A 13,393-nucleotide genomic window follows, 5' to 3' on the forward strand; every position below is an offset into this window, starting at 1 on the left:
GAACCAGGAGGTGTCCTGCATGACCGCCTGAATGGCGGAGGCGATCTCGAACTCCGTCCGACGGAGCTCCGCTACGTTCTGCGCCATCACCAGCACACAGGGCTGCTCCCCAACGCTCACCGCTTCGGCGGACAGGAGAAGGTCCAGCAGGTCGCCCGCACGCGTGCGCAACTGAATGTTAAAGTCGCGCAGACTGTCACCGGCTTCCAGCCGCCGCTCAAGCTCCCGACCTGTCGCTGCGTCAGCCCACAACCCGAGCTCGCTGGCCGCTTTTCCAACCAACTCTGCCTGGACATAGCCGCTCTCCCGCTCGAAAGCCTCGTTAGCCAGCAACAGGCGGCAGCCGGAACGTAGGACTAGAAGGGTCGGCACCGGGGCCAAACGGAAAGCCACACCGAAGCTTCCCTCGCTTCGCCGAAGAGCCTCCTCGGTTCGCTTATGGGGCTCGATATCGACGAAGGTGAAGAGCATGCAGTCGGCATCACCGACCTCGATCGGCTGTCCCGCGACCACTACCCGCTTCTCGCCGCCCCCAGCCAGCTGCAGCACGGCCTCCATTTGCGGGATGGTGCGCCCCTGTTGCAGCCGCTCAACGGCGAATTCCCGCCGTGCAGCACCCTCCAGCACGTCGATCTCGTAGGCCGAGCGGCCGACCACCTGATCCTCGGCGTATCCGGTCATCTCGAGGAAGCCTCGGTTGACCTTGATGTGGCGGTGGTCGGAGAGCCGCAGGATGACCGCGGGTGCCGGGTTTGCGCTGAAGGCCGCCTCGAAGCGCTCCTCGGCGTCGAAGCGCTCGGTTTCGTCGTTCAGGATGAGCACAAGGCAGTTCGGAACGCCGGCGGCGTCGTTGAGCACCAGGCTGCGGATACGGTGGGTCCAGAGGGCCTCATTCTCCCCGGCCGGCGCCACCTCCACCACCACCTCGTCGAAGGCCTCGCCGGCCATTACCCGCTCCATCGGGTAGGCGCCCTCCGGCAGCCGGTGGCGGTTGCGGTAGCGCAGCTCAAAGCGGCTACGGTACTCCGACACCGTGGCGCCCAGCTCGGCGACCTCATGCACGCCGTGCATCCTGAGGGCTGCCTTGTTGGCCCAGGCGATGGTCTGGTCGGGGTCGATGAGGATCACACCGTCCTGCAGGGCGGCAAGGATGAGCCGGAGCTGCTGCTGGTCGGCATGGTCCTGCGATGGAAGGTCAGCCAATCGGGAAACTCCGGGCAAGGCTTAGTCAGGGCAGAGGCGTCAGACACCATCAGCGCCACCGCGGCACCTCACCGCATCCTTCCGGTCCGGTAAAATGAAGCCAGTGACGTCACACTTATAACTGGCTCAAAGGCGTGACTGATATCTTTGCCTCCCTTGTCGCCCTTCGCCTCAAGGCTTGCGCCGGAGCTTCTGGTTGGAAACCCGGAGTGCGGTCTTCTCGTCGTACAAACGTTTCCTGCTGCTGGTATCGCAACTGAAACTTGCTCAGAAGGCAAAGCGCTTACTTCATAGAATGAAGTCTGATGATGGACGCAGATTGCCGGCTCGATCGATGAAGGACCCTGGTCAAACGGGAGAAACTCCTGGTGGTCAACTCTTATGGAGTTGGCTGGATAAAGCGGTAGAAAGCAGGAGTCAGTCGCTGCGTGCTTGATCCTATTGGACAGGTCAACGACGGCACCTCCAGTCTTGCTTATCGGCCAGACTCGATCGCAGCTCGGCAGCTCGCTCGCGCGCTAGCCTTAGTAGTGCTCGCCACTTGCTTCGTGGTGCTGCTGGGATGGTGGTTCGATCTACCTTCCTGGCGCAGCCTCGTACCGGGGCAATCACCGGCTTTGGTGCACGAACAGTCGTGGAGGCGCGCGTGGTCCTCGAAGATGCCGATCAGGCAACGCGCTGCGCGCGAGGCAGGCCAAGTTCGGCCATGCGGTTTAGGACGCCGGCGATGATGGCAGCCTCGGCCCGCTGTGCTTCGAGGCCTCGCGACCGCAGACCGCCGCCGAGGACGCGCTTCCATCGCGAGTGGGTCCACTCTGCCGCGTTTCGGCGGCCATAGCCGGTCGCGCGCTCCCACGCGCGGCGACCGTCGCGGGCGACGTGCCGCGCGTGCCGCCCGCGACCGGTCAGCGGGTCGAGTTGGTCTGCTGCTCTGACGTCCGGCGCCTTCGGCCTGAACACGCCCTCGGCGTTCGGTAGAACCTGCCGGCGCTCAGCCACCGCACGGTAGGTGGGCCTGCCGGCGTAGGCCGCGTCACCGTAGACGCACCCGATCCGGCCAGTCACGCGGTCCAGCAACGCCGGCACGGGCACGGTGTCGTGCACATCGGAGCGCGTCAGCTCTTCCGCGAGGATCTGTCCCGTGTCCGGATCCACCGCGACGTGCAGCTTGCGCCAACCCTCGTGTCCCGCGCCGGACGGCTTCGCCAAGCGCAGGCCAGTGCTGTCGATGGCGAGATCGAGGCCGCGGCCCGCCTCGGACCTTCCTTCCAGCCGCAGTGTCCTCCCGCGGCGAGAGAGGGTGGTGTGGTCTGGAATGGGCAGTGCAAGGCCGAGCAGGGCGAAAATCGAGCGGATCAGGCCCTCGGCCTGCCGAAGCGCGAGCCGGTAGACGGCGCGTACGGTGAGGGCTGCCGCGATCGCCGCGTCGCTGAAGGTGCGGCGGCCGGCAGGAGCCCGCCACCCCGCGACTGCCTCGGGCGAGACCCAGACCGTGATGTCGCCCCGGCGCACGAGCGCCTGGTCGTACGCCGCCCAGTCGCGGACCTTGTACAGCGCACGCGGCCCGCCCCGACGACACCGCACCGCCATTGCCCGCTCCACCCCGTCTGCTCGGCCGCAAGCCGAGCTCATCATGGCACCATCCGCAAGGTTGCTGCACCAAAGCCAGGTAGCCTCGTCCGAGTTCGCCGCCATGAGGCAGCTTGCAATGCGGTTCTGCGGCATCTTGCGCAGCGGCGACACCGAGAAGTTGGACAGGTGGTGTCAGGATGCGGGTAGGTCTGGCATCTACGCCATGCGACGCTTCGCCAGAACCCTGCAGCGGGACCGGGATGCTGTCCACAACGCGCTCACCATGCCCTGGAGCAACGGCCAGACTGAAGGGCAGATCAGCCGGCTAAAGACACTGAAACGCGCCATGTACGGCCGCGCCGGGGCGGACCTTCTTCGGGCCAGACTGCTCCCCCTCTGATCAGCGAACAGCACCGAGAATGAGGAAGGACCTCAATAGGGAAAACCGACAGCAGGATGACGGACCGGTCGCGCCCGCCCGCGCGTTGGCGCTCGAGTGGCTGGGCCGGTTTGAGCGGCTACCGGACCTCGCCAGGGCACGCGAGGCAGTCGCCAGCGCGCCCGACGTGCCGCTGCTGCGGACAGCACTGCGCCGGCACTTGGCCGGGCACCTGCACGACGCCACACGGGCGGCAGGGCACCGAGCGGCGCTGGCGGGCGGCGTGGTGGTGGCGATCAGCCCCTCACCGGCGCTGGACGGGGTACTGGCGGGTCTGCGCGGGCTGTTGCTGCTGAGGCAGGTAGCCGCCATCCACGGCATGCGCCCGAGCGTGGCGGTGACGCTGTCGCTGCTGCGGCGCCTCGCCTGGACCGCAGCGGGCACCTCGGGGATGGACTTGCTTGGGCAGAGCTTCGCCAACAGCGCCCTGTCGCATATCCCGGGCCTCAGGCAGATCGCCGCCGTCCTGCCTGGCTCGGGCCTGAGGGCACTCCGCCTGCACCGGCTTGCCGAAGTCGCAGCTCGCGCCTGCTCGCCTCTCGAAAAGACCGAGGCATAGGACCTGTCGCCCGGTGTAAGCCATGGGAACATGGCAGGAGCGGCTTCTGGGCGGCTCGCGGGCTCTGCGCGTGTCCCCCAAGGACCAGACCGACCGTTGACCGCCGGCCCCCACTTGATGCTGCCAATGAAAATTCCCTCACGACATCGTGAGACTTGTGCTGCTAGAGTTCCGGGTGTCGCAACGATCCTGGTGGTCGAGCGAGGCAGCAACAGGGTGGAACATGCAGGAAGCGGCCGGACGTCCCAGCGTCCTTCGTCCACGGACTTGGAGGCCGACTACCGTCGTCCGGGTCTTGACCCTTGCGGGCATGGGCGTCGCTGTCGGCGTGCTCGGGCTGGGGGCTCTCGTGCTGCTGGACGCCCGGACGGACGCGTGGCGCCAGGCGGAGCAGGCATCGGCCAACCTGACGCGTGCCCTTGAGGCGGACATCGCGCGCAACATCCACACCTATGATCTGTCGCTACAGGGCACCAGCGCCGCGCTGAGCCAACCCGGCCTGGATCAGGCAACGCCTGAGGTCCGGCACATGGCCCTGTTCGACCGCGCCGGCGTCGCCGAGTACCTCGGCTCGGTCCTCGTATTGAACGCAGAAGGCACCATTGTTGCCAATTCCACATCGCTCGTGCCGGAACGGCTGAACTTCGCCGACCGCGACTACTTCCGCGTCCATCAAGACAGGGCTGAGGCGGGGCTCTACATCAGCCGGCCTTATCAGAGCCGTCTGCGCAGGGGTGACCCGAGCATCGCGATCAGTCGTCGCCTGCCGGGCGCGGAGCGCTTTCAGGGTGTCGTCATGGGCGCCATGAGGCTGGCCTACTTTCAAGACCTGTTCAGCAAGCTCGATCTTGGCTCACAAGGATCGGTGACCTTGCTGCGGACGGATGGGACCGTGGTCGCGCGCCACCCCTTCCGCGAGGGCGACGTGGGGCGCGATCTCAGCGGCTCGGACACGTTCCGCCGGATCAGTGCCTCACCATTCGGACGCTTTGTCGCGAACGCGCCCCTCGATGGTGTCGAGCGCCTCTACACCTTTCGCCATGTGGGCGATCTGCCGCTCATCCTGAGCGTCGGTGTGTCGACCGCTGAGGTCTACGCAGCCTGGTGGAACAAGGTGAGCAGCCTTGGTTCCATCCTGCTGGTGCTAGGCGGCGCGACCGTCGCCCTTTGCCTGCTCTTCAAGCGTGAGATGCTGCGGCGCCTTGAAGCGGAGAAGGCGCTGACCGAGGCGGCCGAGCGGCTCTCCGTCATCGCCGCGACGGACGGGCTGACGGGGCTCGCCAACCGGCGGCAGTTCGACGCGGTCCTGGACCGGGAGTGGCGCCGCGCTGCCCGCAACGCGCTTCCGGTCTCCCTGCTGCTGCTCGATGCCGACTTCTTCAAGGCCTACAACGACCGCTACGGTCACCAGAAGGGTGACGAGGTGCTCCGAGGCATCGCGGCCTGCATCCGCTCCGTCCTACGCAGACCCGGCGACACGGGAGCTCGCTACGGGGGGGAGGAGTTCGTCGTCATCCTGCCCGACACCGATGCCGCCGGCGCCTGGACGATGGCGGAGCGCCTTCGCGACGCCGTTGCCGCCCTGGAGATCCCCCACGCCGCAAGTCCCATAGGGTTGGTCAGCGTGAGCATCGGGATCGCGACCGCTTACCCACAACGCGGGCAACTGCCAGATCCGTTCGTCGAGGAAGCCGATTGTGCCCTCTACGATGCAAAGCGCGGCGGGCGTAACCGCGTCTGCGCCGCCGTGCCGATCGCCAGCGTCCTATCACCACCCACCAAGCTTGCACAGAAGCAGTAGCGCGGGCTTGAGAAAGTCAGCGCCCGGGAAGGCCGCTGGCTTGCGACAAACGCGACCAGGAGCGCCGACGTGAACCGAGACCTCAACGGAGCGAACAGGCCGGCGATGGATGGGGACAGCGAGCTGACACCGAAAGAGCAGGAGAGGATGCTCTCGGCCTCACTGCCAGAAGGGGAGAGCAGCACCCTCCATGACCTGGTGGAACTTGGACGAAGCCGGGGCCACGTCACCGAAGCCGAGGTATCCGCCGCCTTCCCTGCCGACCGCCTCGAGGAGGTGCTCGCCGTCCTCTCCGTTGCTGGCATCCATGTTGCCGATGAGGATCAGGATGAGGAGCAGGTTCATCAGGAGCAGCCGCACGCGGCACCAGAGGAGGGCAGCGACGCCGCTGAAGAGAACGGCCCAGGCACGACCGATCCAGCTGGCTTGTACCTGAGAGAGGCTGGAGCCGTCATGCGCCTCAGCCGAGAGGGCGAGGTCGCCATCGCCAAGCGCATCGAGGTTGGTCGCAGCACGATGATCGAGGGGCTCTGCCAGTCCCCGATGACGCTCACCGCGATCCTGGGCTGGTACCGGGCGCTCCAGAGCGGAAGCATGCCGCTGCGGCAGATCCTTGACCTGGAGGCGACCGCCGGCACCGCGGAGGCTCCCAGTCTTGAGGAGGACGATGGCCCAGAGGGGGAGAGCGAGGCGGGGACCAGACCGCCGGCTTCTGCTCTCGAGCAGCAGCTCAAGCCGGAGGTGCTAATGGCCTTTGCGGCCATCGAAGTGGCCTCGGAAGGTCTCCGGGATCTCCAGGCCCGCCGCATGGCCGCTTACGCTGACGGCCTTGCCCTCAAGCCGGCTGACGAGGCGAGGTTTGCTCAACGCCGGCGCGAGTTGGTCACCCTGGTGAACCAGCTTCACCTCCACCCGACGCGCCTGGCGGAACTCGTGGAGGGCTTGCGCGAGGTCAACAAGCGCCTGATGAGCGCCGAGGGTCGCCTACTCCGGGTAGCCGAAGCGGCCGGGGTCAGGCGCGACGACTTCCTCACAGCCTATCATGCTTCCGGTTCCGCGCCCGAGTGGGTGGCCAGCCTTGCCTCGCGCCGAGGAAAGGGGTGGATGGCTCTGGCGACGCGTCACGCCGCGGAAGCCGAGGAGGCACGCGCACCGATCCTCGCCATCGCCGCCGAGACGGGCCTGCCGATCGAGGAGTTTCGTCGCGTGCAGGCTCTGGTGGCCAGGGGCGAGCGCGACATGAACCGGGCCAAAGAGGAGATGGTGCAGGCGAACCTTCGCCTCGTCGTCGCCGTGGCCAGGAGATACGCCAACCGCGGCCTGCAGCTCCTCGACCTCATTCAGGAGGGCAACATCGGCCTGATCAGGTCCGTCGATAAGTTTGATTACCGGCGCGGCTTCAAGTTCGGCACCTATGCCACGTGGTGGATCCGCCAATCCATCACGCGCGGTCTGGCCGATCAGGGCCGCACCATCCGTGTTCCCGTGCACATGGCAGACACCCTCAACAAGTTGAACCGGACCTCACGGCAGCTGGTGCAGGACCTCGGGCGGGAGCCGACCGCAGCAGAGCTTGCGGAAAGGATGGGCCTACCGGTCGAGCGGGTGACCAAGGTCCAGAAGATCGCGCGCGAGCCGGTCAGCCTTGCGACACCGTTGGGCGATGAAGAGGACAGCCAGCTCGGTGACCTCATCCGTGACGAGAATGCCGTCATGCCGCTCGACGCCGCCGTGCAAACCAGCTTGCGGCACGCCGCGAACAAGGCGCTGTCCGCGCTCACCCCGCGCGAGGAGCGTGTTCTGCGCATGCGCTTTGGTGTTGGCATGAACACCGAGCACACGCTTGAGGAGGTCGGCCAGCACTTCAACGTGACGCGCGAGCGCATCCGTCAGATCGAGGCGAGCGCCCTCCGAAAAATGCAGCATCCTTCCCGCTCTAGACAGCTCCGCAGCTTTCTGGAGGGCTGACTCCGATCCGCCCTTCCTCCATCTACTGTCTTGCCAGGATCATCGCACGCAGGTCAGACAGCTGATGGCGCGCGGCGGCCGCGAGCACGTTCAGGATGGCCGCGTCCTCCGGCTGGGTGCTCAGGGAGGCCAGGCGCACACAGCGCTCGACCTTGGCCTGTAAGTCGCGCAGCTGGCCTTCTACTCCCTCCATCATCGCCTCCGCCAGGAAAGTCGCAACAGGCTACGGATGAGCAATGAAGCGAGTGTTAACGGCCGCGCTGCCGGGTGATGTTAGCTTTACGATCCCGGACGACACCGCGGAACCACCCCATACGTGGGCGATTTCTCCGCGGTTAGTCCACCTTCACCCGCCCGAAACCTCATCGCCAAATTCCCGAACAGTCTCCCTCGGAGAATGATGGGCGTGGCTACCTGCTGTGCCTTGCTGTCGCCGCCAAGGGGAACTGCTGGCCGAGCTGCAGAGACTGCTGCTTCCTTTCCAGCTCTGCCCCATCGCCGCCTTCTCTGCCGTGGTGACCGGCCATCCTTGGTTGTAAGCCGGTAGCAAAGCTTCTCATTCCCAGACACAGTACCGAAGCTCAGTGGCCCAGATTGCCCGAAGCCGCTGAAGAGGGAAAGATCGGCGGAGGTCAGGCGTAACGCATGTCGCAACTGCTGAAAAATCAGCTTACCAAGCTGCAGAATGAGGCGCTCGCCTGCCGTGAGGCCGCATCTCAGACGCGCCCAAAGACAGCTGCCGAAGCCCTGCTGGAGACAGCGCGAGCTTTCGAACAGCAAGCGGCTGCGCTTCAACAAGTGCTCGTGAAGCAAGGATCGGCCGCGGACATGGTGGAGCTGAACGACGAGCAGCCAAGCTAGCTTGCCGGCCATGCATGACGATGCGCGTCATGCTTTTCCGAACGCGTAGCGGAAAACCCGGTCCTTCTCTTATCCAAGTGCCGCCAGTTGGTGCTGCGGGAAAAACGGATCAGGCGTTCGCCAAGCCATCGCAGAGCTGATCGGAAGCCGCGTGCAAAGCGGCGGTGATCAGCACCTGATGAGGGACCAGTTCAGTACCGGAGACCGGCAAAGTGGCGGTGGTGAGATAGTCGTCGATCCGACCGCAGACTGCCTGGAGTGCTGTCCGATGAACAGACGGGTCAACGATGCCGTCGAGGTGGATCTCCAGGCTTTCGCGCAGCGCGGACTGCAGCGCCTTGGAGAGGAGAGGCATGGTGCGTGGCATTCGGCAGTCTCCTCGAGCCACAATGGCTTCTGGGTGTTTCGGCGTCGTTTCGAACATCTATGGCTTGCGAGGCAGAACGCCAAGGCGCTCGCTTGTAACGCCTCGTGCAGAACGAGCGTTCAAGATGTGACATTTCTGCATCGATATTGGAAACTGTGCGGGAACAATCCTCTGCGGCCAAGTCTTCGTCAAGCGTCTGCAGATCGCTGCTCATAAAGAAAAAATGCTTGGAAGCATCACTTGGCAGACTCCAGGCCTCAATGACAAACATTGCACATCGAAAACATGTGCAGCCTGCCGGCGACACATTCGTAGCGAAAGACAAAAAATGTCGCCACGCCTGTCTCCGGACCGGAGCTTTGATAGCGAGCTACGCTCAGTGCTCGCCACGCTGCAATGCCTGTCCGAGTACGCCTTCGAGCGCGGCGACAAGCAGGCGGCCGCCATCCTGCACAATGCGGCAGCCATCCTGGAACTCTCCGTGGCCTTCCCGAGCACGCAGGAGAAGCCTCTCCCGCCACACTCCTACGAGCAACCCGACGTCGCCTTCGCCTGACGCCGACCGCCTGCCCCTGAAGCCTCTTGTGGACTACATTTTCATCTTCACTTCGAGCATTTGCACTTTACTCGAACGGATCGTGCCCCGCGTCATGGTGTAGGAGCGATGCTCCTCGGAGCCGTGAGCGATACTGCCTCCGTCAGCCTGTCCGCCGCGGCAGCCTGACACGGCGGCTCAGCCCGCCGAGGAGCACCGCTCCTACACCATGACGCGGGCCACGATCCGCCAGCAGGCACTTCAGGAGAAGCAGGCCAGCGCGAGAGGTCCCCTCCCCATCCGCCGCGCATTGAGGCTGCTCCTGTGCGGGCGTGATCTGCCACTACATGGAGGTTGCTGGAATAGTCGTTGTTTGCGCGTCGTACGGGACTGATGACGCTTGACCTATTCGTCTTGCATGCGCCTTGCGAGCTGCTGCTCTGCAGTAGGATCTGCATATCTACAAACGAAGAAAACGTTTCGGCTCACGATCCTCAGGATGCCGCAGACTCAATTTTTACCTTATTGGAACTTCTTTGGCTCACATTTCCGACCGTTCTGGTAGGAAATCCAAAATGGCTGCCTTCCTGCGTTCCCTGCGCACCCGCACCAAGCTGCTCGCCAGCTTTGGCCTGCTCCTGCTGCTCCTGATCGGTGTCGGTGGGATCGGTCTCTCCCAGCTCGCCGGGGTGAATGACCGCGCCGCCGACATCCGCAACAACTGGCTGCCCTCCACCCGGCTCCTCGGCAGCCTCGACGCCGCGATCACCCGCTATCGCCAGCTGCAGGCCACCGTGATGCTGGTCGAAGGAGCGGAGGCCAAGGCGCGCGAGGCTCAGGCCCTCTCCGCCATCGGGAGCGACATCGAGGCACTCTGGCGCAGCTACGAGCCGATGGTCTCGCCCGGCGAGGAGCGCCGTCTCGCTGACCTCGCCCGCCAGGGTTGGCGCGACTACCTCGCCCTCAGCCCCCGCGTCATCGAAATGGCCCACACCGACGAGCCCGCCGCCGCCCGGCTCTACACGGGCGAGAGCCGCTCAGCCTTCAATTGGATCCGCGAGGCTTTGAGCGCTGACATCGTCCTCAACGCCGAGGCGGGTGCAGCCGCTGCGGCCGCGGGCGAGGCCATTTACCACCGAGCCTTCTGGCTCATCCTGGCGGTCATGGCGGGCTCGGCGCTGTTGGCCATCCTCTCCGCCCTGCTGATCGCCCGTGACATCGGCGGCGGCATGGCTCAGCTGGCTGCGAGGATGCTCCGCCTCTCCCGGCGCGATTACGCCTTCGAGCTGCCCCAGACGGCACGGGGTGACGAGATCGGCGACATGGCCCGCGCGGTCGACACCTGCCGCACCGGCTTGCAGGAGGCCGACGCACTAGCGGCTGCCCAGGCGGCGGAGGCGGAGATCAAGGTCCAGCGGGCCGCCAAGGTCGACGTCCTCGTGCGCGGCTTCGAGGCCGAGGCCGCCGGCGTCCTGCGCAGCGTCGCTGCCGCGGCGACGGAACTCGACGCCACGGCCGGCGAGATGGAGGGCGCAGCCCGGGACGGCACCGAGCGCGCCGTCTCCGTGGCCGCCGCCTCCGAGCAGGCCAGCATGAACGTCCAGACGGTTGCCGCCTCCGCCGAGGAGCTCGCCGCCTCCATCGCCGAGATCGCCCGCCGCGTCGCCGAGAGCGCCAGCATGGCCCAGCAGGCCACCACCGACGCCCAGGCGACCGACACCGCCGTCCAGGGCCTCTCCCAGGCAGCCAGGGGCATCGGCGCCGTGGTCAGCCTCATCAACGACATCGCCGGGCAGACTAACCTGCTGGCGCTGAACGCCACTATCGAGGCGGCCCGCGCGGGGGAGGCCGGGCGGGGCTTCGCCGTGGTGGCCTCCGAGGTAAAGGCACTCGCCGCCCAGACCGCCAAGGCGACCGAGGAGATCGGCGCCCAGATCGCGGCCATGCAGGGCGAGACCGATCAGGCGGTCGGGGCGATTGCCGGCATCGTGCGCACCATCGAGGCGATGAACCACGTCACCGCCCAGGTGGCGGCCGCGGCCGAGGAGCAGTCCTCGGCCACCCAGGAGATCGGGCGTGCCGTGGCCGAGGCCGCTTCGGGCACCAAGGAGGTGTCGCGCCACACCTCGGGCGTGACGCAGGGGGCGGAGCGGACCGGGGCAGCCGCCTCCCAGGTCCGCTCGGCCGCCGGCGAGCTCGCCCAGCAAGCGGAGGCCCTCAACGGCCAAGTGGTCAGCTTCCTCGCCAGCATCAGGGCGGCTTAGGGCTCTCGATGGACGCCTCAGCTACTGTGGCCGAGCTGCGCCTCTGGGCGCAGCTCGCAGCGACCCTCGGACGCGATCTCACCTGCCTCGCCGCCTCCCTGGACCAGCTGGGCGCCACCAAGGTCGCCACCCAGGTCAGGGAGATCGACCTTGCCGCCCTGCTCGCCCTGCCACCTGACGAAGCGGCCCGACGGCTTGCTTGTCTCAGAACAGCCCTCGGCCGCTTTCACGGCAATCTCGGGCGCCTGACGGCTGGCCCATAGAGAGGATCAGATCGGGACGCTGAGGCTGTCTGAAAGGTCAGTCGTAACGATCCCAAGGTTGAGCGAACGCCTCGGTCATGGCGGCCGCTCAACTGTAGCAGTTCCATCACTATCACGCGCCGGCGTTGGTCCTAACGATTTCGGAAGGTTGTAGATCCTCAACTACACGCCTGTTGTGGATACAGACACTGCATGGCCACTTCCTTGTCCCATCCGGCGATTGTTGGTCAGCCAGAAGCGCTCGACCAGAGTGGTCGCAACTTCCCTGTCCCGCGGGAGGAGAAGGCCCGTCTCACGACCCTCGCCGCCTACGAGCTGGAGCATGCCCCGACCGAGCCGGACCTTCAGCACATCGCAGCCTTAGCGGCCGACCTGTTCCAGGCGCCGATTGCCCTGGTGTCGCTGGTTGCCCATGAGTGCCAGTTTTTCAGGGGGCAGGTCGGGCTGGAGGCGTCGGGAACCTCGCGAGATGTCTCCTTCTGTGCGCACGCCATCATGGGCGATGAGGTGTTCGTCATTCCTGACGCCACCCTTGATCCACGCTTTCGCGACAATCCCCTGGTCACCGGCGAGCCGGGCATCCGCTTCTATGCAGGCGCTCCGCTTGTCAGTCCGCTGGGCCATCACCGGCTGGGCTCGCTCTGCATCATCGACAGGGTGCCGCGCCCCCCGCTGACCGCACGCGAGTGCCGGCTGCTCACTGCCCTGGCCGGACTGGTGATGGATCGCCTGGAACGCCACAGACTGGATATCCAGTTGCGGTCGACGCTGGCCCGCTTCGAAAGCATGGCCGCCGCGACGCAGAACGCTGTCGTTTGCGTCGGTGCCGATCAGCGGATCGCCTTCTGGAACGCGGCCGCTGAGAGGTTGCTGGGCTGGTCCGCGGCCGAGGCTATCGGCCAGGACTTCAGCCTGATCATTCCGGACCGGCTGCGCGCCGCGCACGAGGCTGGCTTTGCGCGCGTCCTGGCCGCCAATGAGGAAAGCCCGTATCCGGGGCGTACGGTTGAGTTGCCGGCCTTGCGCCGGGACGGGAGAGAGCTTCCGGGCGAGGTGACGCTCTCGGCCTGGCGCGAGGATGGCCGCCAGGTCTTCGGCGCGACGATCCGCGATATCACTGCCCGGCAGCGCGCGCAGGCCGAGCTGCTTCACTTGGCGCACCACGATCCACTGACCGGCCTGGTAAATCGGGGCCGTTTCACCGAGGTGGTCGGTCGCCACTTGGAGGAAGGCGCACCGGCCGGTCTCGTCCTGCTGGACCTCGACGGCTTCAAGCAGGTCAACGACATCCTGGGCCATGGCGCCGGCGACAGGGTTCTCCAAGAGGTCGCGGAGCGTCTCTCAATCCGACTTGCCGGCCGGGGGACGCTGGCGCGGCTCGGGGGCGACGAGTTCGCGGTCGTCCTGCCCGGCATCAACGACACGGCCTCCGTTGCCGCGGTCGCCGAGGAGCTGCAGGCGGCTGTTTCTGCCACGGACTTCCTGATCAGCAATCGCAGCTTCCAGATCGGCTCGAGCGCTGGTGTGGCGGTCGCGCCCGCGCACGGCGAGAGCCTAGCCG

At 66.1% G+C, this 13,393-nt stretch carries 13 protein-coding genes; 9 read left to right on the forward strand and 4 right to left on the reverse strand.

Annotation, left to right across the window (positions count from 1 at the left end):
* Positions 1 to 1,203, reverse strand: a 1,203-nt coding sequence (locus D9599_RS28755) for a PAS domain S-box protein (protein ID WP_232481060.1), incomplete at its 3' end; no start/stop codon positions are given.
* A gap of 666 nt (positions 1,204 to 1,869) precedes the next feature.
* Positions 1,870 to 2,838, reverse strand: coding sequence for an IS5 family transposase (locus D9599_RS28760; protein WP_198384767.1), 969 nt, complete (start codon positions 2,836 to 2,838; stop codon positions 1,870 to 1,872).
* Between D9599_RS28760 and D9599_RS28765 the strand changes: the two genes are divergently transcribed.
* From D9599_RS28765 to rpoD, 4 genes are all read left to right on the forward strand, one after another.
* Positions 2,837 to 3,175: a transposase gene (locus tag D9599_RS28765; RefSeq protein WP_375373093.1), complete on the forward strand. Its 339-nt coding sequence runs from the start codon at positions 2,837 to 2,839 to the stop codon at positions 3,173 to 3,175. The two genes, D9599_RS28760 and D9599_RS28765, sit on opposite strands and share 2 nt — an antisense overlap.
* Before the next feature lie 19 nt (positions 3,176 to 3,194).
* Entirely contained in the window at positions 3,195 to 3,773 is a 579-nt protein-coding gene (locus tag D9599_RS28770) for a DUF697 domain-containing protein (protein ID WP_198384769.1), read from the forward strand.
* A gap of 310 nt (positions 3,774 to 4,083) precedes the next feature.
* On the forward strand, positions 4,084 to 5,574 hold the full coding sequence (locus D9599_RS28775; protein ID WP_198384771.1) for a sensor domain-containing diguanylate cyclase: 1,491 nt from the start codon (positions 4,084 to 4,086) through the stop codon (positions 5,572 to 5,574).
* A 105-nt stretch (positions 5,575 to 5,679) separates the two neighbouring features.
* Entirely contained in the window at positions 5,680 to 7,542 is a 1,863-nt protein-coding gene (gene rpoD / locus D9599_RS28780) for an RNA polymerase sigma factor RpoD (protein WP_198384783.1), read from the forward strand.
* A gap of 22 nt (positions 7,543 to 7,564) precedes the next feature.
* On the opposite strand, the gene D9599_RS28785 is transcribed toward rpoD, so the two are convergent.
* The gene (locus tag D9599_RS28785; RefSeq protein ID WP_198384773.1) at positions 7,565 to 7,735 is read right to left on the reverse strand and encodes a hypothetical protein; all 171 of its coding nucleotides are present in this window, start codon (positions 7,733 to 7,735) and stop codon (positions 7,565 to 7,567) included.
* Between the two features lie 452 nt (positions 7,736 to 8,187).
* Here D9599_RS28785 and D9599_RS28790 point away from each other — a divergent pair, with 452 nt between their 5' ends.
* Positions 8,188 to 8,403 (forward strand): hypothetical protein, encoded by a 216-nt coding sequence (locus tag D9599_RS28790; RefSeq protein ID WP_198384774.1) that lies wholly within the window; start codon positions 8,188 to 8,190, stop codon positions 8,401 to 8,403.
* A gap of 109 nt (positions 8,404 to 8,512) precedes the next feature.
* On the opposite strand, the gene D9599_RS28795 is transcribed toward D9599_RS28790, so the two are convergent.
* Positions 8,513 to 8,770 (reverse strand): hypothetical protein, encoded by a 258-nt coding sequence (locus tag D9599_RS28795; RefSeq protein ID WP_198384776.1) that lies wholly within the window; start codon positions 8,768 to 8,770, stop codon positions 8,513 to 8,515.
* 328 nt (positions 8,771 to 9,098) lie between these two features.
* Here D9599_RS28795 and D9599_RS28800 point away from each other — a divergent pair, with 328 nt between their 5' ends.
* From D9599_RS28800 to D9599_RS28815, 4 genes are all read left to right on the forward strand, one after another.
* Positions 9,099 to 9,326: a hypothetical protein gene (locus D9599_RS28800; RefSeq protein WP_198384778.1), complete on the forward strand. Its 228-nt coding sequence runs from the start codon at positions 9,099 to 9,101 to the stop codon at positions 9,324 to 9,326.
* 554 nt (positions 9,327 to 9,880) lie between these two features.
* The gene (locus D9599_RS28805) at positions 9,881 to 11,569 is read left to right on the forward strand and encodes a methyl-accepting chemotaxis protein (RefSeq protein ID WP_198384779.1); all 1,689 of its coding nucleotides are present in this window, start codon (positions 9,881 to 9,883) and stop codon (positions 11,567 to 11,569) included.
* Between the two features lie 8 nt (positions 11,570 to 11,577).
* On the forward strand, positions 11,578 to 11,832 hold the full coding sequence (locus D9599_RS28810) for a hypothetical protein (protein ID WP_198384781.1): 255 nt from the start codon (positions 11,578 to 11,580) through the stop codon (positions 11,830 to 11,832).
* 192 nt (positions 11,833 to 12,024) lie between these two features.
* On the forward strand, positions 12,025 to 13,393 hold a 1,369-nt coding region (locus tag D9599_RS28815; RefSeq protein ID WP_198384782.1), incomplete at its 3' end, for a sensor domain-containing diguanylate cyclase.

It is taken from the genome of Roseomonas sp. KE2513 (assembly GCF_016107305.1).
Classification (GTDB): Bacteria; Pseudomonadota; Alphaproteobacteria; order Acetobacterales; family Acetobacteraceae; genus Roseomonas.

What these genes read in the sequence shown, in the direction of transcription:
- D9599_RS28790 (WP_198384774.1), top strand. Translation starts at nt 8,188, where the DNA reads ATGTCGCAACTGCTGAAAAATCAGCTTACCAAGCTGCAGAATGAGGCG.
- D9599_RS28770 (WP_198384769.1), top strand. Translation starts at nt 3,195, where the DNA reads ATGAGGAAGGACCTCAATAGGGAAAACCGACAGCAGGATGACGGACCG.
- D9599_RS28760 (WP_198384767.1), bottom strand. Translation starts at nt 2,838, where the DNA reads ATGATGAGCTCGGCTTGCGGCCGAGCAGACGGGGTGGAGCGGGCAATG.
- D9599_RS28765 (WP_375373093.1), top strand. Translation starts at nt 2,837, where the DNA reads ATGGCACCATCCGCAAGGTTGCTGCACCAAAGCCAGGTAGCCTCGTCC.
- D9599_RS28795 (WP_198384776.1), bottom strand. Translation starts at nt 8,770, where the DNA reads ATGCCACGCACCATGCCTCTCCTCTCCAAGGCGCTGCAGTCCGCGCTG.
- D9599_RS28785 (WP_198384773.1), bottom strand. Translation starts at nt 7,735, where the DNA reads ATGGAGGGAGTAGAAGGCCAGCTGCGCGACTTACAGGCCAAGGTCGAG.
- D9599_RS28805 (WP_198384779.1), top strand. Translation starts at nt 9,881, where the DNA reads ATGGCTGCCTTCCTGCGTTCCCTGCGCACCCGCACCAAGCTGCTCGCC.
- D9599_RS28775 (WP_198384771.1), top strand. Translation starts at nt 4,084, where the DNA reads ATGGGCGTCGCTGTCGGCGTGCTCGGGCTGGGGGCTCTCGTGCTGCTG.
- D9599_RS28800 (WP_198384778.1), top strand. Translation starts at nt 9,099, where the DNA reads ATGTCGCCACGCCTGTCTCCGGACCGGAGCTTTGATAGCGAGCTACGC.
- rpoD (WP_198384783.1), top strand. Translation starts at nt 5,680, where the DNA reads ATGGATGGGGACAGCGAGCTGACACCGAAAGAGCAGGAGAGGATGCTC.
- D9599_RS28810 (WP_198384781.1), top strand. Translation starts at nt 11,578, where the DNA reads ATGGACGCCTCAGCTACTGTGGCCGAGCTGCGCCTCTGGGCGCAGCTC.